Genomic DNA, 23,743 nt, shown 5'->3' on the forward strand with positions numbered 1-23,743 from the left:
TTTCGCCATGCAAGCAGTCTATCGCTAACGCGTAGATAAAATAGTTTCCTGTGTTATTACTGGATGCGTGCTCGCAAATGTGCCCGCCATTCAGACGATTCCCGATAGTGTTTCATAATTCCTCCATTTTTCTCCCTTATTGGCTGGCTACACTAGTATCATTCCGCGAAACGTTTCAGGAAGAGAAACTCTTAACGATGAAAGGCAGTTATAAATCCCGTTGGGTAATCGTAATCGTGGTGGTTATCGCCGCCATCGCCGCATTCTGGTTCTGGCAAGGCCGCAATGACTCCCAGAGTGCAGCCCCAGGGGCGACGAAACAAGCGCAGCAATCGCCAGCGGGTGGTCGCCGTGGTATGCGTTCCGGCCCATTAGCCCCGGTTCAGGCGGCGACCGCCGTAGAACAGGCAGTTCCGCGTTACCTCACCGGGCTTGGCACCATTACCGCTGCTAACACCGTTACGGTGCGCAGCCGCGTAGATGGTCAGTTGATGGCGTTACATTTCCAGGAAGGCCAGCAGGTCAAAGCAGGCGATTTACTGGCAGAAATTGACCCCAGCCAGTTCAAAGTTGCATTAGCACAAGCCCAGGGCCAACTGGCAAAAGATAAAGCCACGCTTGCTAACGCCCGCCGTGATCTGGCGCGTTATCAGCAACTGGCAAAAACCAATCTCGTCTCCCGTCAGGAACTGGATGCCCAACAAGCGCTGGTCAGTGAAACCGAAGGCACCATTAAGGCTGATGAAGCAAGCGTCGCCAGCGCGCAGCTGCAACTCGACTGGAGCCGCATCACCGCACCAGTCGATGGTCGCGTTGGTCTCAAGCAGGTTGATGTTGGTAACCAAATCTCCAGTGGTGATACCACCGGGATCGTGGTGATCACCCAGACGCATCCTATCGATTTGCTCTTTACCCTGCCGGAAAGCGATATCGCTACCGTAGTGCAGGCGCAAAAAGCCGGAAAACCGCTGGTGGTAGAAGCCTGGGATCGCACCAACTCGAAGAAATTAAGTGAAGGCACGCTGTTAAGTCTCGATAACCAAATCGATGCCACTACCGGTACGATTAAAGTGAAAGCACGCTTTAATAATCAGGATGATGCGCTGTTTCCCAATCAGTTTGTTAACGCGCGCATGTTAGTCGACACCGAACAAAACGCCGTAGTGATCCCAACAGCCGCCCTGCAAATGGGCAATGAAGGCCATTTTGTCTGGGTGCTGAATAGCGAAAACAAGGTCAGCAAACATCTGGTGACGCCGGGCATTCAGGACAGTCAGAAAGTGGTGATCCGTGCAGGTATTTCAGCGGGCGATCGCGTGGTGACAGACGGCATTGATCGCCTGACCGAAGGGGCGAAAGTGGAAGTGGTGGAAGCCCAGAGCGCCACCACTCCGGAAGAGAAAGCCACCAGCCGCGAATACGCGAAAAAAGGAGCACGCTCCTGATGCAGGTGTTACCCCCGAGCAGCACAGGCGGCCCGTCGCGCCTGTTTATTATGCGTCCTGTCGCCACCACGCTGCTGATGGTGGCGATCTTACTCGCCGGGATTATCGGTTATCGCGCCCTGCCCGTTTCGGCGCTGCCGGAAGTGGACTATCCGACCATTCAGGTGGTCACGCTCTACCCAGGTGCGAGCCCGGATGTCATGACCTCTGCCGTTACCGCGCCTCTCGAACGCCAGTTCGGGCAGATGTCTGGTCTGAAACAGATGTCGTCGCAAAGTTCCGGCGGTGCTTCAGTTATCACTTTGCAGTTCCAGCTAACATTACCGCTGGATGTCGCCGAGCAGGAAGTACAGGCCGCGATTAACGCTGCGACCAACTTGTTGCCGAGCGATCTGCCTAACCCGCCGGTTTACAGCAAAGTGAACCCGGCAGATCCGCCGATCATGACGCTCGCCGTCACCTCAACAGCCATGCCGATGACGCAAGTGGAAGATATGGTGGAAACCCGCGTCGCGCAGAAAATCTCGCAGATTTCCGGCGTCGGCCTGGTGACGCTTTCCGGCGGACAGCGTCCGGCTGTTCGCGTCAAACTTAACGCTCAGGCGATTGCCGCCCTCGGCCTGACCAGCGAAACCGTGCGAACCGCCATTACCGGCGCTAACGTTAACTCGGCAAAAGGTAGCCTTGACGGCCCTTCCCGCGCGGTTACGCTTTCCGCGAATGACCAAATGCAATCTGCGGAAGAATATCGCCAGTTGATTATCGCCTACCAGAACGGCGCGCCGATTCGTCTGGGCGATGTCGCAACTGTAGAGCAAGGTGCAGAAAACAGCTGGCTCGGCGCGTGGGCGAACAAAGAACAGGCCATTGTGATGAATGTTCAGCGCCAGCCCGGTGCTAACATTATCTCCACCGCTGACAGCATCCGGCAGATGCTGCCACAGCTCACCGAGAGTTTGCCGAAATCGGTGAAGGTGACGGTACTTTCTGACCGTACCACCAATATCCGCGCATCCGTCGATGATACTCAGTTTGAATTGATGATGGCTATCGCGCTGGTAGTCATGATTATCTACCTGTTTTTGCGCAATATTCCGGCGACCATCATTCCCGGCGTCGCAGTGCCGCTGTCGTTAATCGGCACCTTCGCGGTCATGGTGTTTCTCGATTTTTCAATCAATAACCTGACGCTGATGGCGTTAACTATCGCCACCGGGTTCGTGGTCGATGACGCCATCGTGGTGATCGAAAATATTTCCCGCTATATCGAAAAAGGCGAAAAACCGTTGGCGGCGGCGCTCAAAGGCGCAGGTGAAATCGGCTTTACCATTATCTCGCTGACCTTCTCGCTGATTGCGGTGTTGATCCCACTGCTGTTTATGGGCGATATCGTCGGGCGACTGTTCCGCGAATTTGCTATTACCCTGGCGGTAGCGATTTTAATCTCAGCCGTGGTGTCGCTAACCCTGACACCGATGATGTGCGCACGGATGCTCAGCCAGGAGTCGTTGCGTAAACAGAACCGCTTCTCCCGTGCCTCGGAAAAAATGTTCGACAGGATAATCGCCGCCTATGGTCGTGGACTGGCGAAAGTGCTGAATCATCCGTGGCTGACCTTAAGCGTGGCGCTCAGCACGCTGCTGCTTAGCGTTCTATTGTGGGTGTTCATTCCGAAAGGTTTCTTCCCGGTACAGGATAACGGCATTATTCAGGGCACTTTGCAGGCACCGCAATCCAGCTCCTTTGCCAATATGGCCCAGCGGCAACGCCAGGTCGCGGACGTGATTTTGCAGGATCCGGCAGTGCAAAGTCTGACCTCATTTGTTGGCGTTGATGGCACTAACCCGTCGCTGAACAGTGCGCGTTTGCAGATCAACCTCAAACCGTTGGATGAACGTGATGATCGGGTGCAAAAAGTCATCGCCCGTCTGCAAACGGCGGTGGATAAAGTGCCGGGCGTCGATCTCTTCCTGCAACCAACGCAGGACCTGACCATCGATACTCAGGTCAGCCGCACCCAGTACCAGTTTACCTTGCAGGCCACGTCACTGGATGCGCTCAGTACCTGGGTGCCACAGTTGATGGAAAAACTCCAGCAGCTGCCACAGCTTTCTGATGTCTCCAGCGACTGGCAGGACAAAGGGCTGGTGGCGTATGTCAATGTTGATCGCGACAGCGCCAGCCGTCTGGGGATCAGTATGGCGGATGTCGATAACGCCCTGTACAACGCGTTTGGTCAGCGGCTGATTTCCACTATTTATACTCAGGCCAACCAGTATCGCGTGGTGCTGGAGCACAACACCGAAAATACCCCAGGGCTTGCGGCGCTGGATACCATTCGCCTGACCAGCAGCGATGGCGGCGTGGTACCGCTAAGCTCAATTGCCAAAATTGAGCAGCGTTTTGCGCCGCTTTCCATCAACCATCTGGATCAGTTCCCGGTAACGACCATCTCTTTTAACGTGCCAGATAACTATTCGCTGGGCGATGCGGTGCAGGCGATTATGGACACCGAAAAGACGCTGAATCTGCCGGTGGATATCACCACGCAGTTCCAGGGCAGCACCCTCGCCTTCCAGTCGGCGCTGGGCAGCACTGTCTGGCTGATTGTCGCGGCGGTGGTGGCGATGTATATCGTGCTCGGCATTCTGTACGAGAGCTTTATTCACCCGATCACCATTCTCTCGACGCTACCCACGGCAGGTGTTGGCGCCCTGCTGGCGTTAATGATTGCCGGTAGCGAACTGGATGTGATTGCGATAATTGGCATTATTTTGCTGATCGGTATCGTGAAGAAGAACGCCATCATGATGATCGACTTCGCGCTGGCTGCTGAGCGCGAGCAAGGCATGTCGCCGCGCGATGCAATCTACCAGGCTTGTCTGTTGCGTTTTCGTCCGATCCTGATGACCACCCTGGCGGCTCTGCTTGGCGCGCTGCCGCTGATGTTGAGTACCGGGGTCGGCGCGGAACTGCGTCGTCCGTTAGGTATCGGCATGGTCGGCGGCCTGATTGTCAGCCAGGTGCTGACGCTGTTCACCACGCCGGTGATTTATCTGCTGTTTGACCGCCTGGCATTGTGGACCAAAAGTCGCTTTGCTCGCCATGAAGAGGAGGCGTAAGTGAAGTTTTTTGCCCTCTTCATTTACCGCCCGGTGGCGACGATTTTACTGTCGGTCGCCATTACCCTATGCGGCATACTGGGTTTCCGTATGCTGCCGGTCGCCCCGCTGCCGCAGGTCGATTTTCCGGTGATTATGGTCAGCGCCTCGCTGCCCGGTGCGTCGCCGGAGACAATGGCGTCTTCCGTTGCCACGCCGCTGGAGCGCTCACTTGGGCGCATTGCCGGGGTCAGTGAAATGACCTCCAGCAGTTCGCTCGGCAGCACGCGTATTATTTTGCAGTTTGATTTTGACCGGGATATCAACGGTGCGGCGCGTGATGTGCAGGCGGCGATCAACGCCGCACAAAGTCTGCTGCCCAGTGGGATGCCCAGCCGCCCGACTTATCGCAAAGCGAACCCGTCGGATGCGCCAATTATGATCCTGACGCTAACCTCCGATACTTATTCGCAGGGTGAATTGTACGATTTCGCCTCGACGCAGCTGGCTCCGACGATTTCGCAAATCGACGGCGTCGGTGATGTCGATGTCGGCGGCAGCTCGCTGCCCGCCGTGCGCGTCGGGCTGAACCCGCAGGCGCTGTTTAATCAGGGCGTGTCGCTGGACGACGTACGCACTGCCATCAGCAATGCCAACGTGCGTAAACCGCAGGGGGCGCTGGAAGATGGCACTCACCGCTGGCAGATCCAGACCAATGATGAGCTAAAAACCGCCGCTGAATATCAGCCGTTGATTATTCATTACAACAACGGCGGCGCGGTTCGTCTGGGCGATGTGGCGACGGTGACCGACTCGGTGCAGGATGTGCGCAACGCCGGGATGACCAACGCCAAACCGGCTATTTTACTGATGATCCGCAAACTGCCGGAAGCCAATATTATCCAGACGGTAGACAGCATCCGGGCAAAATTACCGGAGTTGCAGGAGACCATTCCGGCGGCGATTGATCTGCAAATTGCCCAGGATCGCTCCCCCACCATTCGCGCCTCGCTGGAAGAAGTCGAGCAAACGCTGATTATCTCAGTGGCGCTGGTGATTCTGGTGGTGTTTTTATTCCTGCGCTCGGGTCGCGCCACTATTATTCCCGCCGTTGCGGTGCCGGTTTCGCTGATTGGTACGTTTGCGGCGATGTACTTGTGCGGATTCAGTCTCAATAACCTGTCGTTAATGGCGCTCACCATCGCTACTGGTTTCGTGGTGGATGACGCCATCGTGGTGCTGGAAAACATTGCCCGTCATCTGGAAGCGGGGATGAAACCACTACAGGCCGCGCTACAAGGTACTCGCGAAGTCGGCTTTACGGTGCTGTCGATGAGTCTGTCACTGGTGGCGGTGTTCCTGCCGCTGCTGTTGATGGGCGGATTGCCGGGCCGACTGTTACGCGAGTTTGCCGTGACGCTTTCTGTCGCCATTGGTATTTCGTTGCTGGTTTCTCTGACATTAACGCCAATGATGTGTGGCTGGATGCTGAAAGCCAGCAAGCCGCGCGAGCAAAAGCGACTGCGTGGTTTTGGTCGCATGTTGGTAGCCCTGCAACAAGGCTATGGTAAGTCACTGAAATGGGTGCTCAATCATACCCGTCTGGTGGGCGTGGTGCTGCTTGGCACCATTGCTTTGAATATCTGGCTCTATATCTCGATCCCGAAAACCTTCTTCCCGGAGCAGGACACCGGCGTGTTGATGGGCGGGATACAGGCGGATCAGAGTATTTCGTTTCAGGCGATGCGCGGCAAATTGCAGGATTTCATGAAAATTATCCGTGACGATCCGGCGGTGGATAATGTCACCGGATTTACTGGCGGTTCGCGGGTGAATAGCGGGATGATGTTTATCACCCTCAAGCCACGCGACGAACGCAGCGAAACGGCGCAGCAAATTATCGACCGTCTGCGGGTGAAGCTGGCGAAAGAACCGGGGGCGAATCTGTTCCTGATGGCGGTACAGGATATTCGCGTTGGCGGACGTCAGTCGAACGCCAGTTATCAGTACACGTTGTTATCCGACGACCTGGCGGCACTGCGCGAATGGGAGCCGAAAATCCGCAAAAAACTGGCAACGTTGCCAGAACTGGCGGACGTGAACTCCGACCAGCAGGATAACGGCGCAGAAATGAATCTGGTTTACGATCGCGACACGATGGCACGGCTGGGAATCGACGTGCAGGCCGCCAACAGCCTGTTAAATAACGCCTTCGGTCAGCGGCAAATCTCGACCATTTACCAGCCGATGAACCAGTATAAAGTGGTGATGGAAGTGGATCCGCGCTATACCCAGGACATCAGCGCGCTGGAAAAAATGTTCGTTATCAATAACGAAGGAGAAGCGATCCCGCTGTCGTATTTCGCTAAATGGCAACCGGCGAATGCCCCACTATCGGTGAATCATCAGGGATTATCGGCGGCCTCGACCATTTCGTTTAACCTGCCGACCGGGAAATCGCTCTCGGACGCCAGTGCGGCGATCGATCGCGCAATGACCCAGCTTGGTGTGCCTTCGACGGTGCGCGGCAGTTTTGCCGGCACGGCGCAGGTGTTCCAGGAGACGATGAACTCACAGGTGATCCTGATTATCGCCGCCATCGCCACGGTGTATATCGTGCTGGGTATCCTTTACGAGAGTTACGTACATCCGCTGACGATTCTCTCCACCCTGCCCTCGGCGGGCGTTGGAGCGCTGCTGGCGCTGGAGCTGTTCAATGCCCCGTTCAGCCTAATCGCCCTGATAGGGATCATGCTATTAATCGGCATCGTGAAGAAAAACGCCATTATGATGGTCGATTTTGCGCTTGAAGCCCAACGGCACGGTAACCTGACGCCGCAGGAAGCTATTTTCCAGGCCTGTCTGCTGCGTTTTCGCCCGATTATGATGACTACCCTGGCGGCGCTGTTTGGTGCGCTGCCGCTGGTATTGTCGGGCGGCGACGGATCGGAGTTGCGCCAACCCCTGGGGATCACCATTGTCGGCGGTCTGGTAATGAGCCAGCTCCTGACGCTGTATACCACGCCGGTGGTGTATCTCTTTTTCGACCGTCTACGGCTGCGTTTTTCGCGTAAACCTAAACAAACGGTAACCGAGTAAATGACAGATCTTCCCGACAGCACCCGCTGGCAATTGTGGATTGTGGCTTTCGGCTTCTTTATGCAGTCGCTGGACACCACCATCGTTAACACCGCCCTTCCCTCAATGGCGCAAAGCCTCGGGGAAAGTCCGTTGCATATGCACATGGTTATTGTCTCTTATGTGCTGACCGTGGCGGTGATGCTGCCTGCCAGCGGCTGGCTGGCGGACAAAGTCGGCGTGCGCAATATTTTCTTTACCGCTATCGTGCTGTTTACTCTCGGTTCACTGTTTTGCGCGCTTTCCGGCACGCTGAACGAACTGTTGCTGGCACGCGCGTTACAGGGCGTTGGCGGTGCGATGATGGTGCCGGTCGGAAGGCTTACGGTGATGAAAATCGTACCGCGCGAGCAATATATGGCGGCGATGACCTTTGTCACGTTACCCGGTCAGGTCGGTCCGCTGCTCGGTCCGGCGCTTGGCGGCCTGCTGGTGGAGTACGCGTCGTGGCACTGGATCTTTTTGATCAACATTCCGGTGGGGATTATCGGTGCGATCGCCACATTGATGTTAATGCCGAACTACACCATGCAGACGCGGCGCTTTGATCTCTCCGGCTTTTTATTGCTGGCGGTTGGCATGGCGGTATTAACCCTGGCGCTGGACGGCAGTAAAGGTACAGGTTTATCGCCGCTGGCGATTGCTGGCCTGGTCGCAGTTGGCGTGGTGGCACTGGTGCTTTATCTGCTGCACGCCAGAAATAACCACCGCGCTCTTTTCAGTCTGAAACTGTTCCGCACTCGTACCTTTTCGCTGGGCCTGGCGGGGAGCTTTGCCGGACGTATCGGTAGCGGCATGTTGCCCTTTATGACGCCGGTTTTCCTGCAAATTGGCCTCGGTTTCTCGCCTTTTCATGCCGGACTGATGATGATCCCGATGGTGCTTGGCAGCATGGGAATGAAGCGAATTGTGGTTCAGGTGGTGAATCGCTTTGGTTATCGTCGGGTACTGGTAGCGACCACGCTGGGTCTGTCGCTGGTCACCCTGTTGTTTATGACTACCGCTCTGTTGGGCTGGTACTACGTTTTGCCGTTCGTCCTGTTTTTACAAGGGATGGTCAACTCGACCCGTTTCTCCTCCATGAACACCCTGACGCTGAAAGATCTCCCGGACAATCTGGCGAGCAGCGGCAACAGTCTGCTGTCGATGATTATGCAATTGTCGATGGTATCGGCGTCACCATCGCCGGGCTGTTGCTGGGACTTTTTGGTTCGCAGCATGTCAGCGTCGACAGCGGCACCACACAAACCGTCTTTATGTACACCTGGCTTAGCATGGCGTTTATCATCGCCCTTCCGGCGTTCATCTTTGCCAGAGTGCCGAACGATACGCATCAAAATGTAGCTATTTCGCGGCGAAAAAGGAGCGCGCAATGAAGTTCTGGCGACCCGGTATTACCGGCAAACTGTTTCTGGCGATTTTCGCCACCTGCATTGTCTTGCTGATCAGTATGCACTGGGCGGTGCGTATCAGTTTTGAGCGTGGCTTTATTGATTACATCAAGCATGGTAATGAACAGCGATTACAACTGTTAAGTGATGCGCTTGGCGAGCAGTATGCGCAGCATGGCAACTGGCGCTTCCTGCGCAACAATGATCGCTTTGTCTTTCAGATCCTGCGTTCATTTGAACACGATAATTCGGAAGATAAACCCGGCCCGGGTATGCCACCGCACGGCTGGCGTACCCAGTTCTGGGTGGTTGATCAAAACAACAAAGTGCTGGTTGGTCCGCGAGCGCCGATTCCACCTGACGGTACACGGCGACCCATTCTGGTCAACGGTGCGGAAGTTGGCGCGGTGATCGCCTCCCCCGTTGAGCGGTTAACGCGCAATACTGATATCAATTTCGATAAACAACAGCGGCAAACCAGCTGGTTGATTGTCGCTCTGGCAACGTTACTCGCGGCGCTCGCCACCTTTCTGCTGGCGCGCGGTCTTTTGGCCCCGGTCAAACGGCTGGTGGACGGCACGCACAAACTGGCGGCGGGCGATTTCACAACCCGCGTGACGCCCACCAGTGAAGATGAACTGGGCAAACTGGCGCAAGACTTCAACCAGCTCGCCAGCACTCTAGAGAAAAACCAGCAAATGCGGCGCGATTTTATGGCCGATATTTCTCACGAACTGCGTACGCCATTAGCGGTGCTGCGCGGTGAACTGGAAGCCATTCAGGATGGCGTGCGTAAATTCACGCCGGAGACGGTGGCGTCTTTACAGGCGGAGGTCGGTACACTGACCAAACTGGTTGACGATCTTCATCAGTTGTCGATGTCTGATGAAGGCGCTCTCGCCTATCAAAAAGCACCGGTAGATTTGATCCCACTGCTGGAAGTGGCGGGCGGCGCATTTCGCGAACGATTCGCCAGCCGTGGCCTGAAACTGCAATTTTCCCTGCCAGACAGTATTACCGTATTTGGCGATCGCGACCGTTTAATGCAGTTATTCAATAACTTACTGGAAAACAGCCTGCGCTACACTGACAGCGGCGGCAGCCTGAAAATCTCTGCCGAGCAGCACGACAAAACGGTGCGCCTGACCTTTGCCGACAGTGCGCCAGGTGTCAGTGACGATCAGCTACAAAAATTGTTTGAACGTTTTTATCGCACCGAAGGTTCCCGCAACCGTGCCAGCGGCGGTTCCGGGCTGGGGCTGGCGATTTGCCTGAACATTGTTGAAGCACATAATGGCCGCATTATTGCTGCCCATTCGCCTTTTGGCGGGGTAAGCATTACAGTAGAGTTACCGCTGGAACGGGATTTACAGAGAGAAGTATGACCGAGTTACCAATCGACGAAAACACACCGCGTATTTTGATCGTGGAAGATGAACCGAAGCTGGGGCAGTTGCTCATTGATTATCTGCGTGCTGCGAGCTATGCGCCGACGCTTATTAGCCACGGCGATCAGGTACTGCCGTATGTGCGCCAGACACCACCGGATCTGATCCTGTTGGATCTGATGCTCCCTGGCACCGATGGCTTGACGCTGTGCCGGGAAATTCGTCGTTTTTCCGATGTTCCTGTCGTGATGGTGACGGCAAAAATCGAAGAGATCGACCGCCTGCTGGGGCTGGAGATTGGCGCAGATGACTACATCTGCAAGCCGTACAGCCCACGGGAAGTGGTAGCGCGCGTCAAAACCATTTTGCGCCGTTGCAAACCGCAGCGCGAGTTGCAGCAACAGGATGCTGAAAGCCCGTTGATTATCGACGAAGGTCGTTTTCAGGCTTCATGGCGCGGTAAAATGCTTGACCTGACGCCTGCGGAATTTCGTCTGCTGAAAACGCTCTCTCACGAACCAGGAAAAGTGTTCTCCCGCGAGCAATTGCTCAATCATCTTTATGACGACTACCGCGTAGTAACCGACCGCACCATTGACAGCCACATTAAAAACCTGCGCCGCAAGCTGGAATCTCTCGATGCCGAACAGTCATTTATCCGCGCCGTTTACGGCGTTGGTTACCGCTGGGAAGCCGACGCCTGCCGCATCGTTTAGTTTTAGCGACATTACTTTGTTAGCCGGAGATGGCGTTCAGACCCGATCCGGCAACATTATCCCACGCATGGTCAGCAAACTGACATTATCTCTCCGCCCTGGCAGGCATCAGAAAATCGCTCATACTTTAATCGGTAAACTGCACCTTTAGATGCTGTTTTCGATACGCAATTTCAATCAAGGAGTCATTATGGCTGGTTGGTTTGAACTCAGTAAGAGCAGTGATAGTCAGTTCCGGTTTGTGCTAAAAGCGGGCAATGGTGAGACGATCCTCACCAGCGAGCTGTATACCTCAAAAGCCTCTGCGGAAAAGGGTATCGCGTCGGTGCGTAGCAACAGCCCGCAAGAAGAACGCTATGAGAAAAAAACGGCAAGTAACGGCAAATTCTATTTCAATCTGAAAGCCGCCAATCATCAAATTATCGGCTCCAGCCAGATGTACGCCACCGCGCAATCTCGTGAAACCGGAATTGCCTCCGTTAAAGCCAATGGCACAAGTCAGACGGTGAAAGACAATACGTAATTACGATGCCGGGCGTGGGTTGTTGGCGTCCGGCTTTATTTCCAAATAACGCTTATTTATTTACCTGCACCATTAAAATAGTGGACACTGATGAATACTCATTGTGCTTTCTTTGTTTAACATCTCCATGCTTATCCTCCTGAACATGTTCATCTGCCAAAATATCGTCTAATACTTTTCGTGACGCTATCCGGTTTATGACATACACTGATGTAAGATTTTTACTTACAGGAGAGCATAAACATGGCCAGAACGATGACGGTTGATCTCGGCGATGAGTTGCGTGAATTTATCGAGTCCTTGATTGAATCCGGCGACTATCGCACCCAAAGCGAAGTGATCCGTGAGTCGCTGCGCTTACTTCGAGAAAAGCAAGCAGAGTCTCGCCTGCAAGCGTTACGTGACATGCTCGCAGAAGGGTTGAGTAGTGGTGAAGCTCAGCCGTGGGAAAAGGACGCGTTTTTACGGAAGGTGAAAGCAGGGATAAGGAAATAATGTGCGTATTATTAAACTCATGCCAAAAGCCAATGAGGATTTAGAAGGCATCTGGTATTACAGCTATCACCATTTCGGCGAACCACAAGCCGACAGATATGTGGAACATCTTTCAGACGTTCTCCAGATTCTGAGTAACAATAATATAGGTACGCCCAGACCTGAATTAGGCGAAGGTATTTTTGTTCTTCCTTTTGAACGCCACGTAATTTATTTCCTGCAATCACCAGGGGAAATTATCGTCATTCGTACCCTTAACCAAAACCAGGACGCCACCAGACATTTACACTGGAGCTAAACCCGCCGATTGCGCTACAATGCCCGCCCTTAAAGTGGGGGCACTCCCCTAACCGCTTCATCAGGTGAAGCGGATCTGACCTGTCATCAGAACGAGAGAATTATGTTTAAACCGGAACTCCTTTCCCCGGCGGGAACGCTGAAAAATATGCGTTACGCTTTCGCTTATGGCGCAGATGCTGTTTATGCGGGCCAGCCGCGTTACTCCCTGCGTGTGCGCAACAACGAATTCAACCACGAAAATCTTCAGCTCGGCATCAATGAAGCCCACGCGCTGGGGAAAAAGTTTTATGTCGTGGTCAACATTGCACCGCACAACGCTAAGCTGAAAACCTTTATCCGTGACCTGAAACCGGTGGTGGAAATGGGGCCGGATGCGCTGATTATGTCCGATCCAGGGCTGATTATGCTGGTGCGTGAGCACTTCCCTGAAATGCCGATCCACCTCTCGGTTCAGGCTAACGCCGTAAACTGGGCGACGGTGAAATTCTGGCAGCAAATGGGCCTGACCCGCGTGATCCTCTCTCGCGAGCTGTCGCTGGAAGAGATTGAAGAGATCCGTAATCAGGTGCCGGATATGGAGATCGAGATCTTCGTTCACGGCGCACTGTGCATGGCCTACTCCGGTCGCTGCCTGCTCTCTGGCTATATCAACAAGCGCGACCCGAACCAGGGTACCTGCACCAACGCCTGCCGCTGGGAGTACAACGTCCAGGAAGGGAAAGAAGATGACGTTGGCAACATCGTACACAAGTACGAGCCGATTCCGGTGCAAAATGTTGAGCCGACGCTGGGTATCGGCGCGCCAACCGACAAAGTGTTTATGATCGAAGAAGCCCAGCGTCCGGGCGAGTATATGACCGCGTTTGAAGATGAGCACGGCACTTACATCATGAACTCGAAAGATCTGCGCGCCATCGCCCATGTAGAACGCCTGACCAAAATGGGCGTGCATTCGCTGAAAATCGAAGGCCGTACTAAATCTTTCTACTATTGCGCACGCACCGCACAGGTTTATCGTAAAGCTATCGATGATGCCGCTGCGGGCAAACCGTTCGATACCAGCCTGCTGGAAACTCTGGAAGGTCTGGCGCATCGTGGCTATACCGAAGGTTTCCTGCGTCGTCATACTCACGACGATTATCAGAACTACGAATACGGTTACTCGGTTTCTGACCGCCAGCAGTTTGTTGGTGAGTTTACCGGTGAGCGCAAGGGGGACCTCGCGGCGGTAGCGGTGAAAAATAAATTCTCCGTTGGCGACAGCCTTGAGCTGATGACGCCGCAAGGCAACATTAACTTTACCCTTGAGCACATGGAAAACGCCAAAGGCGAAGCTATGCCGGTAGCACCAGGCGATGGTTATACTGTGTGGCTCCCGGTGCCGCAGGATCTTGAGCTAAATTACGCGCTGCTGATGCGTAATTTCTCCGGGGAAACCACGCGTAACCCACACGGTAAGTGATTAATTTCGATTATTTTTCCCGGATGGAAAATTCTTAGAAACCGATCACATACAGCTGCATTTATTAAGGTTATCATCCGTTTCGCTGAAAAACATAACCCATAAAATGCTAGCTGTACCAGGAACCACCTCCTTAGCCTGTGTAATCTCCCTTACACGGGCTTATTTTTTATGCATAAGCCCTATCCCTGGTCACCGTCTTCCATTGACCACATCGATAGAATCTCCCTTCATAGCACGATGCCTTTCACTTATTGGCATCGTGCTCGCACAGGTTCCGGCTAAGCACAACCAGAACGCGCATGTTTGACGCTTACCAAAAAATATTCTCACTCTCCACATTTGAATGTCAGACGAGCGACGCCATGTAATCCTGCACCTTCTGTCTTCAGGTCAACTATCTGCATTTTTTTGCCCTGAGTAACACAGAAATGGGCTGCATCATTTTTTACTATATTTTCTGCACCAGATATTCTGCCCCTGGCTAAAGAAGCTTCGGCTTCGGTGTAGTATTGGTTATCGAGTTTACGCTGAATATTACTTTTATATGCAAGACCAAATTTACCGATACTTGTCTCATCATTATGCACAGCACAACCAGACATAATAAAAATACTAATTAATGATATAGCAGCTATCTTTTTCATCTCACCTTTCCCCATTAAATACCAACGACACTCTCTAGTGTTTAAATATAATAATGGCTGATTATTATATTTGAATAGGATTATAATAAATGTTCTGTACAACATTTCCTACATAAGTAGGAATTACAGACATGAAGGCCCTTTCCAAGTAACTCCATGGGGCTTTAATATATTTGGAATAGTATATTTAAGATGCCACTGTTTGGTTGAATATTAGGCATATGCTCTTTTTTGAAATTTATCGGTGGCTACCGTTAATATTCGCTGTTCCCATTGCAAGCTCCTGGTGGTAACCACTGAATCCCCCATACTTGAACTGACTTTTTATCCTCCGACTTTCATCCTGTTCTGACTCCACCTTTTCTTTTCTGCTCTACACTATCTACAGACCAATCATAAAGGCACATACGATCATGGCAGAATTTCCCGCCAGCTTACTGATTCTTAATGGCAAAAGTACTGACAATCTACCCTTGCGCGAAGCAATTATGCTGTTGCGTGAGGAAGGAATGACGATCCATGTGCGGGTCACCTGGGAGAAAGGCGATGCCGCACGATATGTAGAGGAGGCCCGGAAGTTGGGCGTCGCAACGGTGATTGCCGGTGGTGGCGATGGCACCATTAATGAAGTTTCTACGGCGTTGATTCAGTGTGAGGGGGATGACATACCCGCGCTGGGAATTTTGCCATTAGGAACCGCCAATGATTTTGCTACCAGTGTAGGGATTCCTGAGGCACTGGATAAGGCGCTGAAACTGGCAATTGTCGGTAACGCCATTGCGATAGATATGGCGCAGGTCAACAAACAAACCTGTTTTATTAATATGGCGACAGGCGGATTTGGGACGCGTATTACCACAGAAACGCCGGAAAAATTAAAAGCCGCGCTGGGTGGCGTCTCTTACATCATTCATGGCTTAATGCGTATGGATACTCTGCAACCGGACCGTTGTGAAATCCGCGGTGAAAACTTTCACTGGCAAGGTGACGCCCTGGTCATTGGTATTGGTAACGGGCGTCAGGCCGGTGGCGGTCAACAATTGTGCCCGAACGCGTTAATTAACGATGGCTTGCTGCAACTGCGCATTTTTACCGGCGATGAAATTCTTCCGGCTCTCGTATCAACCTTAAAATCTGACGAAGATAACCCGAATATTATCGAAGGCGCTTCATCGTGGTTTGATATACAAGCCCCACACGAAATCACTTTTAATCTTGATGGCGAACCGTTGAGCGGACAAAACTTTCATATTGAAATACTTCCGGCGGCGTTGCGTTGTCGATTACCACCGGATTGTCCATTATTGCGTTAATCAAACTATTCTCTCTTGAACCAGGGAGAATCCGTAATGCCGGATGCGGTGTAAATACCTTATCCGGCATACAGAACAATACTACACCGTAATTAATTTTACCCGTGTCTTCTGCAATGCCAGTTTATCCACCTCTGACACAGCATCGTCGGTAATAATAATATCGATTTTTTCGATTGGCAGTACCTGATTAAAACCGCGACGGTTAAATTTCGATGAATCGAGAACGGCAATCACTTTATTAGCGGCGGTGACCATCGCCCCGCTAATCGAATAACCTTCATTAAAGGTCGTAATACCATTAACCGCATCAATACCATCAGCACCGACAAACATTAAATCGGCATTAATATCCTGCAATGAACGCTCGGCAATGGAACCATGCATCGAGCGCGTTTTATGGCGGACGGTGCCACCACAGACGACCAGAGTAATATCTTTATTTTCGGAAAGGGCAAACGCTGCCGGGAGACTGTTGGTAATCACCGTGATATTTTTGGCGGTCATTAATCCTTCGGCGATAAGCATTGTCGTACTTCCGCTGTCGAGAATAACGGTCATCCCTTCGTGGATCATTTTGACTGCCGCCTGCGCTATTCTGTTTTTTGGCGCGCTGGCGAGCTGAAATCGCTCTTTAAACCCGACTTCCTGGGTCTCGGTTTCACTATTACCGGACATTATTTTCGCCGCACCGCCATGAAAGCGCGTAACCACGCCTTTTTGTTCGAGAAAGCGCAAATCGGCACGGATTGTCGCTTCCGAGGCAGCAAATACTCCCGCCAGATCCTGAACAAGCACGGTTCCCTGTTCATTCACTAATTGGATGATCTTATTCCTTCGCTCGAATGAATTCATCGTCATTTACCCATATTCAATTGTGGCTAGTGTAAACGAAGGGGGACCATTGGTGAATGATCTGTTTTGCACAATACCGGGCCAGCATCACGCTGGCCCGCGGTTTCAGGGAATGAGCAACACTTTGCCCGGCATAGCATTACGAGCGATGTCACGCACCGCCTGGGCGAAGCTTTCAAAGCTTCCACGGTGAGCGATTAATGGCTCCAGACTTAACTTACGTTCTGTCAGCAACCGGCTCGCCGTTTCCCACTCCTGCCCCGGCCAAGGGCTGGAGTAGTTCATCCAACTGCCGATAACCGTCAGCTCTTTACGCAATATTTTGCCAAACGTTGCCGATGTTAAATGCAGATCCTGATGCAACGTGCCCACCAGCGCCAGTTGGGCATGAGGACCGGCAATCTCTACTGCCAGTTCGACAGTTTGCGGTACGCCAGCCGTCTCGAGGATAAGCTGATTAAAGCGCAGCTCGCGTAAAACGGCCTGCATTTGCGGCGCGCTCATTTCGCTACTGTTAAATGTTTGCATCGCACCGAAAGATTTTGCCAGTGCCAGTTTTTCTGAACTAATGTCGATAGCCGTCACACTCTTTGCTCCCAGCGCGACAGCGCACTGAATGGCCAGCAGGCCAATGGTTCCGGCACCAATAATAATAACGTTTTTATTCTCACAACCTTGCGCTAAATGAAAAGCATGCAGGCCAACGGTAATCGGCTCAATAAAAGCCCCATCCTCAATAGGCATATCCGTGGGTAGAGCAAAGACATTTTTTCGCTTAACGACAATATATTCAGCAAATCCACCATCACGCCGCGAGCCAATAAAATCATATTTTGCGCACTGGGAATAAAACCCTTTCAAACACTCTGGACAAGTAAAACAGGGTAATAACGGCACACAGGCAACCGCATCGCCAGAGTGTAAATCATCAACACCGGATCCCACCGCATCAATATAGCCGCTAAATTCATGGCCTAACGTTATTGGATAATAATGTGCACCATTTTTAAATATCCTGGGTAAATCGGAACCACATAAGCCCGAGCTGGCAATTTTTACCCGAACCTCATCCTGATGTTTAATTTCAGGAAAGACGCTTTCTGCAACGCGCACGATACCATCAGTATCATTCACCACTGATTTCATAAAAACTCCTGATTGTTAAGGGGGATAACCTCCCCCTCAGGTAAAAATTATTCTGCGAGAACGACTTTCTCTTGTTTAATAAAGCCACGCGCTCTACGCCAGGTCATGAAAATACCGGTAAGATAAATTGCGCCGATAATAATGAAACCGGGAATATTTTGCGGGGAGAAAACCTGAATCAGTAACCAGGTAATGGGAGAACCGCCCTGATCCATTGAAGCCACCATACCCCCGGCTTTTAACGCCCCAGCATTAGCCGCCAGTTGGGTGTGCAAACCAATAGTTTGCGTCGCGATCCACAGGGTGATGCTCATAATGATGACACCCGAGATTAAGGTGCGGAACAGATTTCCACGATGCACCGCGACCGCCATCGCCACAAAGAAGCCGATAGTGGCAAGATCGCCAAACGGCAGCACCTGATTACCCGGCACACAAACAGCAATTAAAATGGTGAGCGGGATAAAAATCAGGCTTGCCGATACCACCGCCGTATGCCCCAGCAGTAATGCGGGATCCAGGCCAATCAGGAACTCCTGACCGCCGAACTTCGCCTGTAAACGACTACGGGCCTGCTTAGCGATGGGCGTTAAACCATCCATGATGGGTTTAATCACCCGTGGCATTAGCAGCATCACCGCCGCCGTTTTTACCGCCAGCTGCAATACACCTTTGACATCGTAACCCGCGAGGATGCCGATAATCAGCCCCATCACAAAACCCACGGTGACAGGCTCGCCAAAAGGGCCAAATTTGCGCTGAATATCATCGGCGCTAAATTTAATTCGGTTAACGCCTGGGATTTTCTCGATAATGGCATCGACCAGCACCGCAATCGGCCCCATATACGCCGACGTACCGTGCGGGATTGCAATGCCTTCCAGCTCAAAGAAATTTCGGGTATCGCGGGCAAACCAGTCGCCGAGCTTATAAACAAACGCCGCGTGAATTACCACACCCGCCATCCCTATCATCCATGAACCGGTTGCCAGATGCAGCAACGCGCCGGTGAAGGTCATATGCCAGATATTCCAGATATCAACATTTACCACCCGCGTCATACGGGTCAGTAACATCGCCACGTTAACCAGAATCGCAATCGGAATCGCCACCAGCGCAATTTGCGACGCCCAGGTCATTGGTGAAGAGCCCGGCCAGCCGACATCGACCACATGCAGATTCAGGTCGAAATTTTCCGCCATCGCTTTCGCCGCCGGACCAATGGAATCCAGCATTAAGCCAATCACAAGGCCAATGCCAACAAAGCCAATCCCGATATGCAGACCCGCTTTAAAGCAATCGCCTGCCTTCATGCCTAAAATTTTAGAAAAAATAATGATGACAATCGGCAACATCACCGTAGGGCCGAGATCGAGAATATAACGCATGACTTCTGAAAACATAGGTCACCCCTGTAAGATAGTCAGAATTTTATTTTGTAATGCTTCGATACCGACACCAGAAACAAAAGGCATGCCGTGAACTAACGGAATATCGCCAAAACTACGGTCAACTTTGGCGGTAGTACATATCAAATGCACGCCATCCATATAGGTTTCTATTTCATTAACCCGACACTGGATTAATTCAACAGGAATATTATGACTCTGACACAACTCTTTAATTTCTTCCGCCGCCATCGTAGAGGTCGCAACCGCGCCTCCGCAAGCGACAATAATCTTGCGTTTCATAAATAGTCCTTTTTATTGTTACAGAGGGATTTATTCGTCTGAATCTAAAACATACTTTGTGAAGTATTCCTTTAACTGGGTTTCAGGAAGAGTGATTAGTGTCTCGACGATATCGGGCTGTTGTAACTTGCCAAATAAACAGCGTAAAAGTTTCAATTGCTGCTGCGGATTTTCCACAATCAACGCAATAACCAACGATACCGCCACGTCATTATCATCATCCGCTTGCTGAAAATGAACTTTATTTGTTGGCCTTAACAAATAAATGGCTGACGACTTAGCATGAATCGCCTCACAATGCGGTATTGCAATGGCGTGCTGCTCAAGCATTATCCCAGTAGGGAATTCTGCTTCTCTGGCAATTAATGCCTGTGGCCAGGTATCATGAACCACACCTTTCGCGAGCATCTCATTACCGATATGGGTTAAAACTTCGCTACGATCGACAAAAGAAATTCCGCTACGAACAAACAGGTTAGTCATATACCGTCCTTATTCCGCACAGCCGTAGCGATAGGTGCGCAAAACATCATAAATTTTATCCATAATCAGCTGATGCGGTATTGCTGATAATTCCCCGGACTGAATGCGTTCAAATTGTTTAGGAAGATACTGACTAATCATGCCCAGTGGGATGTCCACACCTTCCAGATTCACCATCATCGTTTCAACGCTATTTTTAATCCGACTATGTGGCCAGTAATAACGAATACGATCCGACAGGCTGTAACGAATATCCAGTAATGAATCGTGAAAACCCGTGCGATAATATTTCTTCCAGTACTGCGGTTCGTCGAGCATCACTTCTTCAATTACCGCCAGGCAACCGCTGCGATTTTCGGGGGCGATAAGTTCCTGCTCAATTTGCGCCAGCGCAAATATCGCCTCACGTAAAGCAAAGGTTAATGCGGGACCGACTTTCAATATTGCAAAGTGATCGCGGACTAATTCCCAATAAGCCGTCCGGGTCTGGTAATCGGTAGAATGTGCTTCATAAACCATTCGGGTATTTTCTATCCATTGCGCCAGCGCCTGCGCTTCCTGCGGCTGATAATGGATAATATTGCTGTGATCAAATTCCACACCCGGCTGCACCACGATGGCAATCACGCGTGTTAATGCCTCTGTCAGCCCACGGGCAATAAAGGCCTTTTGATGCGTACGTAAAGTATTGGCGGCATCTTCAACATGGGTGATGTGTACTGACTGAATGGCGCTGGCCTCACCGCCCGGAACCGGAACTTCGGTGCCAATGACATAGCTCAGTTGCTCACGCTGGCAATCTGTCGCCACACTCTCCGCAGCAAAGCAAAGCACAGCAGCTCGTTCCGCAACCGTTTCTGGTGCTAACGGTATGGGATCCCCCGCGCAGGACATTGACGCATCAAGATGAATTTTACTGAAGCCAGCACGAACATATGCCTTTACCAGCTCGACGGATTTTTCCATCGCCGCATCCACATTTTCTTGCTGCCAGCAGTTTGGCCCCAGATGGTCACCGCCGAGAATAATGCGTTCGCGTGCAAATCCGACTTTATCGGCAATCGCAAAAACAAATTCGCGAAAGTCTGCCGGTGTCATTCCGGTATAACCGCCAAATTGATTGACCTGGTTTGACGTTGCTTCAATCAGCACTTTGCGCGTGCTGTTGCGATCAAATGCCAGCGCCGCTTCGATAACCAACGGATGGGCAGAACAGACTGAACATATGCCGATATGTTCACCAGCTTTATGCCGGGCAATTAACGTTTTCATATTTTTTCCTTGTTAAATGGCAGGTGCGTTATGCCCTGCCCTCGCAGCCACAATCGGCAATCACTTTGCTCACCACATCGCGCATTGCGGATTTAGCCGACTGCAAATAATCCCGGGGATCGGTCGCTTCGGGGTGCTCGGTCAGGTAATTTTTTAACGCCTGCGAGAAGGCATTTTTCAGCTCCGTTGCAACGTTGATTTTGCATATCCCCAGTTTGATGGTTTGCTGAATATCCTTAGTCGATAATCCTGACGCGCCATGCAGCACCAGCGGTAAGTTCACCCACTGGCGAATATTCTCCAGTCGAGAAAAATCAAGCGCCGGTGCGCTGGCATACATCCCATGAGCCGTGCCGATGGCGACCGCCAGGGAATCAATTCCGGTTGCCTCGGCAAATTCACGCGCCTGAACGGGGTTGGTGTACAACGCATCGGCTTCATTGACTTGCACATCATCTTCCTGGCCGCCAAGTTGCCCCAGCTCCGCTTCAACGCTGACATCAAAGCGATGGCAAAAATCCACCACCTCTTTGACCCGTGTAATATTTTGCGCAAAAGGCAAATGCGAGGCGTCAATCATGACTGAGCGCACGCCAGAACGAACCTTCTGAGCGATATCGTCAAATTTCGTGTGATGGTCGAGATGAATTGCCAGTGGATGGTGATATTGCTTCGCCATCGCGCTGACCAGCGCCAACAGATTTTCTGTACCGGCATGAGTAAATGTGCCAGGCGTTCCGGCGATGATGACCGGCGCATGCAGGTTGGCAGCGGTTTCTACCACCACTTGCATCGTTTCGAGATTGTGAATATTGAATGCCGGAACCGCATAACCGCCGCGCTGTGCGTTGTTCAGCATCTGCTTTGTCGATACCACGTACATTTTCATATCCTGTCGTTTGTTTTCGATTTCAAAATATAATGAAATTATTTGTTTTTAAATGTCGAGATAACGATCACAAAAACGACAATATGAAAATTAATCGAGGAATGAAAGGCAAAAAAAAACGGCCTCCCGGAGGGAAGCCGCAACAAAGTGCGCGTGGTTTTATGCAGGATGCGGCGTAAACATATGTGGCAGCGCTGCGTAGGCATGATAAGACGCTTCAGCGTCGCATCAGGCATAGGTTGCCGGATGCGGCGTAAACGCCTTATCCGTCCTACGGGGTAGTGCCGTTCGTATCAGGCGATAGTAATTTTGCTATCGAGATAAACGTCCTGCACGGCGTTAATCAGTTTCACGCCGTCAGCCATCGATTTCTTGAACGCCTTACGTCCAAGAATCAGCCCCATTCCGCCAGCGCGTTTGTTGATAACCGCAGTACGCACTGCATCGCTGAGGTCAGTTTCACCGCCCGCAGCGCCGCCGGAGTTTATCAACCCTGCGCGCCCCATATAGCAGTTAGCTAACTGATAACGCACCAGATCAATCGGGTTTTCGCTGGTCAATTTGCTGTAAACACGATCGTCGGTGTAACCGTAATTAATCGCTTTATAGCCGCCGTTATTTTCCGCCATTTTCTGTTTGACGATATCTGCACCTATGGTCGCCGCCAGATGGTTCGCCTGACCGGTCAGGTCGGCGGAAACATGGTAATCAACACCATCTTTCTTAAAGGCGGAGTTACGCAAATAGGCCCACAGCACTGTCACCATGCCCAGCTCGTGTGCACGTTCAAAAGCCGCAGAAATTTCTTCAATCTGGCGACGTGACTCTTCCGAGCCAAAATAGATAGTCGCACCAATCGCCACCGCACCCATGTTGAACGCCTGCTCCACGCTGGCATACAGCGTTTGATCGTAGGTGTTCGGGTAACTTAGCGTCTCGTTGTGATTAAGTTTGACGAGGAATGGAATGCGATGCGCATAACGCCGCGATACCGACGCCAGCACGCCGTAAGTTGATGCCACACAGTTACAGCCCGCTTCGATCGCCAGTTCAACAATGTTTTTCGGGTCAAAGTAGAGCGGGTTAGCGGCAAATGAAGCTCCGGCAGAGTGCTCAACGCCCTGGTCAACGGGCAGAATAGAAAGATATCCTGTGCCAGCCAGACGCCCGGTGTTGTACAACGTCTGCATATTACGTAACACCGCAGGCGGGCGATTATTGTCAATCATCACGCGGTCTACGTAGTCATGTCCGGGGAGATAAAGCTGGTCAGAAGGAATAGTCATACAACGGTGCTGTAAAAGGTTGTCGGCGTCTTTGCCAAGCAACTGCGCAATATCTGTCATTACTATGCTCCCGTAAATTCCGATTGGATATCGGCTATGGATTGTCCTGGCCCGCCTTTTGCGGGCAATCATAATCCTGGTCGTTACGGGCGAGTTTTTCCATCTTTTGGATGTTTTTTCAGCGTTTTCTGTTGGCTCGATT

At 51.8% G+C, this 23,743-nt stretch carries 18 protein-coding genes and 2 pseudogenes; 11 read left to right on the plus strand and 9 right to left on the minus strand.

Going from position 1 to position 23,743, the window contains the following annotated elements:
* The first annotated feature begins 197 nt into the window (after positions 1–197).
* The 10 genes and pseudogenes from mdtA (at position 198) to trhP (ending at position 13,959) form a co-directional block, all read left to right on the plus strand.
* Positions 198–1,445, plus strand: coding sequence for a multidrug efflux RND transporter subunit MdtA (mdtA, locus tag HUZ68_RS14395; protein WP_024192826.1), 1,248 nt, complete (start codon positions 198–200; stop codon positions 1,443–1,445).
* Positions 1,445–4,567 (plus strand): multidrug efflux RND transporter permease subunit MdtB, encoded by a 3,123-nt coding sequence (gene mdtB, locus HUZ68_RS14400; RefSeq protein WP_001197877.1) that lies wholly within the window; start codon positions 1,445–1,447, stop codon positions 4,565–4,567. The genes mdtA and mdtB overlap by 1 nt, the downstream gene beginning before the upstream one ends.
* Complete coding sequence (gene mdtC / locus HUZ68_RS14405) at positions 4,568–7,645, plus strand: multidrug efflux RND transporter permease subunit MdtC (protein WP_033815043.1); 3,078 nt, start codon at positions 4,568–4,570, stop codon at positions 7,643–7,645.
* Positions 7,646–9,060: pseudogene (gene mdtD, locus HUZ68_RS14410) on the plus strand (multidrug transporter subunit MdtD).
* A complete protein-coding gene (baeS, locus tag HUZ68_RS14415) occupies positions 9,057–10,460 on the plus strand; it encodes an envelope stress sensor histidine kinase BaeS (protein WP_000675144.1) in 1,404 nt (467 codons plus the stop codon). Before mdtD ends, baeS begins: the two are co-directional and overlap by 4 nt.
* Positions 10,457–11,179 (plus strand): envelope stress response regulator BaeR, encoded by a 723-nt coding sequence (gene baeR, locus HUZ68_RS14420; RefSeq protein ID WP_033815041.1) that lies wholly within the window; start codon positions 10,457–10,459, stop codon positions 11,177–11,179. Before baeS ends, baeR begins: the two co-directional genes overlap by 4 nt.
* A 190-nt stretch (positions 11,180–11,369) precedes the next feature.
* On the plus strand, positions 11,370–11,702 hold the full coding sequence (locus tag HUZ68_RS14425; protein WP_001301848.1) for a YegP family protein: 333 nt from the start codon (positions 11,370–11,372) through the stop codon (positions 11,700–11,702).
* A 197-nt stretch (positions 11,703–11,899) separates the two neighbouring features.
* Positions 11,900–12,197 (plus strand): annotated as a pseudogene (locus HUZ68_RS14430) (type II toxin-antitoxin system ParD family antitoxin).
* Position 12,198: 1 nt separating this feature from the next.
* Positions 12,199–12,495 (plus strand): type II toxin-antitoxin system RelE/ParE family toxin, encoded by a 297-nt coding sequence (locus HUZ68_RS14435; RefSeq protein ID WP_033815040.1) that lies wholly within the window; start codon positions 12,199–12,201, stop codon positions 12,493–12,495.
* 102 nt (positions 12,496–12,597) lie between these two features.
* Positions 12,598–13,959, plus strand: a complete 1,362-nt coding sequence (gene trhP / locus HUZ68_RS14440; protein WP_000476014.1) for a prephenate-dependent tRNA uridine(34) hydroxylase TrhP — start codon at positions 12,598–12,600, stop codon at positions 13,957–13,959.
* A 329-nt stretch (positions 13,960–14,288) separates the two neighbouring features.
* Here trhP and yegR read toward each other — a convergent pair whose 3' ends face one another.
* Complete coding sequence (gene yegR, locus HUZ68_RS14445) at positions 14,289–14,606, minus strand: protein YegR (RefSeq protein WP_000716757.1); 318 nt, start codon at positions 14,604–14,606, stop codon at positions 14,289–14,291.
* A 413-nt stretch (positions 14,607–15,019) separates the two neighbouring features.
* On the opposite strand from yegR, the gene yegS reads away from it, so the two are divergent.
* Positions 15,020–15,919: a lipid kinase YegS gene (gene yegS, locus HUZ68_RS14450; protein ID WP_000807366.1), complete on the plus strand. Its 900-nt coding sequence runs from the start codon at positions 15,020–15,022 to the stop codon at positions 15,917–15,919.
* 81 nt (positions 15,920–16,000) lie between these two features.
* On the opposite strand, the gene HUZ68_RS14455 is transcribed toward yegS, so the two are convergent.
* The 8 genes from HUZ68_RS14455 to fbaB form a co-directional block, all read right to left on the minus strand.
* A complete protein-coding gene (locus HUZ68_RS14455; protein WP_001295426.1) occupies positions 16,001–16,774 on the minus strand; it encodes a DeoR/GlpR family DNA-binding transcription regulator in 774 nt (257 codons plus the stop codon).
* A gap of 105 nt (positions 16,775–16,879) precedes the next feature.
* A complete protein-coding gene (gene gatD, locus HUZ68_RS14460) occupies positions 16,880–17,920 on the minus strand; it encodes a galactitol-1-phosphate 5-dehydrogenase (protein WP_000844194.1) in 1,041 nt (346 codons plus the stop codon).
* A 47-nt stretch (positions 17,921–17,967) separates the two neighbouring features.
* Positions 17,968–19,323, minus strand: coding sequence for a PTS galactitol transporter subunit IIC (locus HUZ68_RS14465; RefSeq protein WP_000490679.1), 1,356 nt, complete (start codon positions 19,321–19,323; stop codon positions 17,968–17,970).
* Positions 19,324–19,326: 3 nt separating this feature from the next.
* Complete coding sequence (gatB, locus tag HUZ68_RS14470) at positions 19,327–19,611, minus strand: PTS galactitol transporter subunit IIB (protein ID WP_000823282.1); 285 nt, start codon at positions 19,609–19,611, stop codon at positions 19,327–19,329.
* A 30-nt stretch (positions 19,612–19,641) separates the two neighbouring features.
* On the minus strand, positions 19,642–20,094 hold the full coding sequence (gene gatA / locus HUZ68_RS14475) for a PTS galactitol transporter subunit IIA (RefSeq protein WP_000182899.1): 453 nt from the start codon (positions 20,092–20,094) through the stop codon (positions 19,642–19,644).
* Positions 20,095–20,103: 9 nt separating this feature from the next.
* Positions 20,104–21,366, minus strand: a complete 1,263-nt coding sequence (gene gatZ, locus HUZ68_RS14480) for a tagatose-bisphosphate aldolase subunit GatZ (protein WP_115740082.1) — start codon at positions 21,364–21,366, stop codon at positions 20,104–20,106.
* 28 nt (positions 21,367–21,394) lie between these two features.
* The gene (gatY, locus tag HUZ68_RS14485) at positions 21,395–22,249 is read right to left on the minus strand and encodes a tagatose-bisphosphate aldolase subunit GatY (RefSeq protein WP_032342919.1); all 855 of its coding nucleotides are present in this window, start codon (positions 22,247–22,249) and stop codon (positions 21,395–21,397) included.
* A gap of 299 nt (positions 22,250–22,548) precedes the next feature.
* Complete coding sequence (gene fbaB / locus HUZ68_RS14490) at positions 22,549–23,601, minus strand: class I fructose-bisphosphate aldolase (protein WP_239593911.1); 1,053 nt, start codon at positions 23,599–23,601, stop codon at positions 22,549–22,551.
* Positions 23,602–23,743 lie beyond the last annotated feature (142 nt).

This window comes from Shigella dysenteriae (assembly GCF_022354085.1).
GTDB lineage: Bacteria > Pseudomonadota > Gammaproteobacteria > Enterobacterales > Enterobacteriaceae > Escherichia > Escherichia coli.

Bases quoted from the DNA above. Each gene is read 5' to 3' on its own strand.
- fbaB (WP_239593911.1), bottom strand. From the start codon at position 23,601: ATGACAGATATTGCGCAGTTGCTTGGCAAAGACGCCGACAACCTTTTA.
- baeR (WP_033815041.1), top strand. From the start codon at position 10,457: ATGACCGAGTTACCAATCGACGAAAACACACCGCGTATTTTGATCGTG.
- HUZ68_RS14425 (WP_001301848.1), top strand. From the start codon at position 11,370: ATGGCTGGTTGGTTTGAACTCAGTAAGAGCAGTGATAGTCAGTTCCGG.
- yegS (WP_000807366.1), top strand. From the start codon at position 15,020: ATGGCAGAATTTCCCGCCAGCTTACTGATTCTTAATGGCAAAAGTACT.
- gatB (WP_000823282.1), bottom strand. From the start codon at position 19,611: ATGAAACGCAAGATTATTGTCGCTTGCGGAGGCGCGGTTGCGACCTCT.
- trhP (WP_000476014.1), top strand. From the start codon at position 12,598: ATGTTTAAACCGGAACTCCTTTCCCCGGCGGGAACGCTGAAAAATATG.
- baeS (WP_000675144.1), top strand. From the start codon at position 9,057: ATGAAGTTCTGGCGACCCGGTATTACCGGCAAACTGTTTCTGGCGATT.
- mdtB (WP_001197877.1), top strand. From the start codon at position 1,445: ATGCAGGTGTTACCCCCGAGCAGCACAGGCGGCCCGTCGCGCCTGTTT.
- gatY (WP_032342919.1), bottom strand. From the start codon at position 22,249: ATGTACGTGGTATCGACAAAGCAGATGCTGAACAACGCACAGCGCGGC.
- yegR (WP_000716757.1), bottom strand. From the start codon at position 14,606: ATGAAAAAGATAGCTGCTATATCATTAATTAGTATTTTTATTATGTCT.
- gatZ (WP_115740082.1), bottom strand. From the start codon at position 21,366: ATGAAAACGTTAATTGCCCGGCATAAAGCTGGTGAACATATCGGCATA.
- HUZ68_RS14465 (WP_000490679.1), bottom strand. From the start codon at position 19,323: ATGTTTTCAGAAGTCATGCGTTATATTCTCGATCTCGGCCCTACGGTG.
- gatA (WP_000182899.1), bottom strand. From the start codon at position 20,094: ATGACTAACCTGTTTGTTCGTAGCGGAATTTCTTTTGTCGATCGTAGC.
- gatD (WP_000844194.1), bottom strand. From the start codon at position 17,920: ATGAAATCAGTGGTGAATGATACTGATGGTATCGTGCGCGTTGCAGAA.
- HUZ68_RS14455 (WP_001295426.1), bottom strand. From the start codon at position 16,774: ATGAATTCATTCGAGCGAAGGAATAAGATCATCCAATTAGTGAATGAA.
- mdtA (WP_024192826.1), top strand. From the start codon at position 198: ATGAAAGGCAGTTATAAATCCCGTTGGGTAATCGTAATCGTGGTGGTT.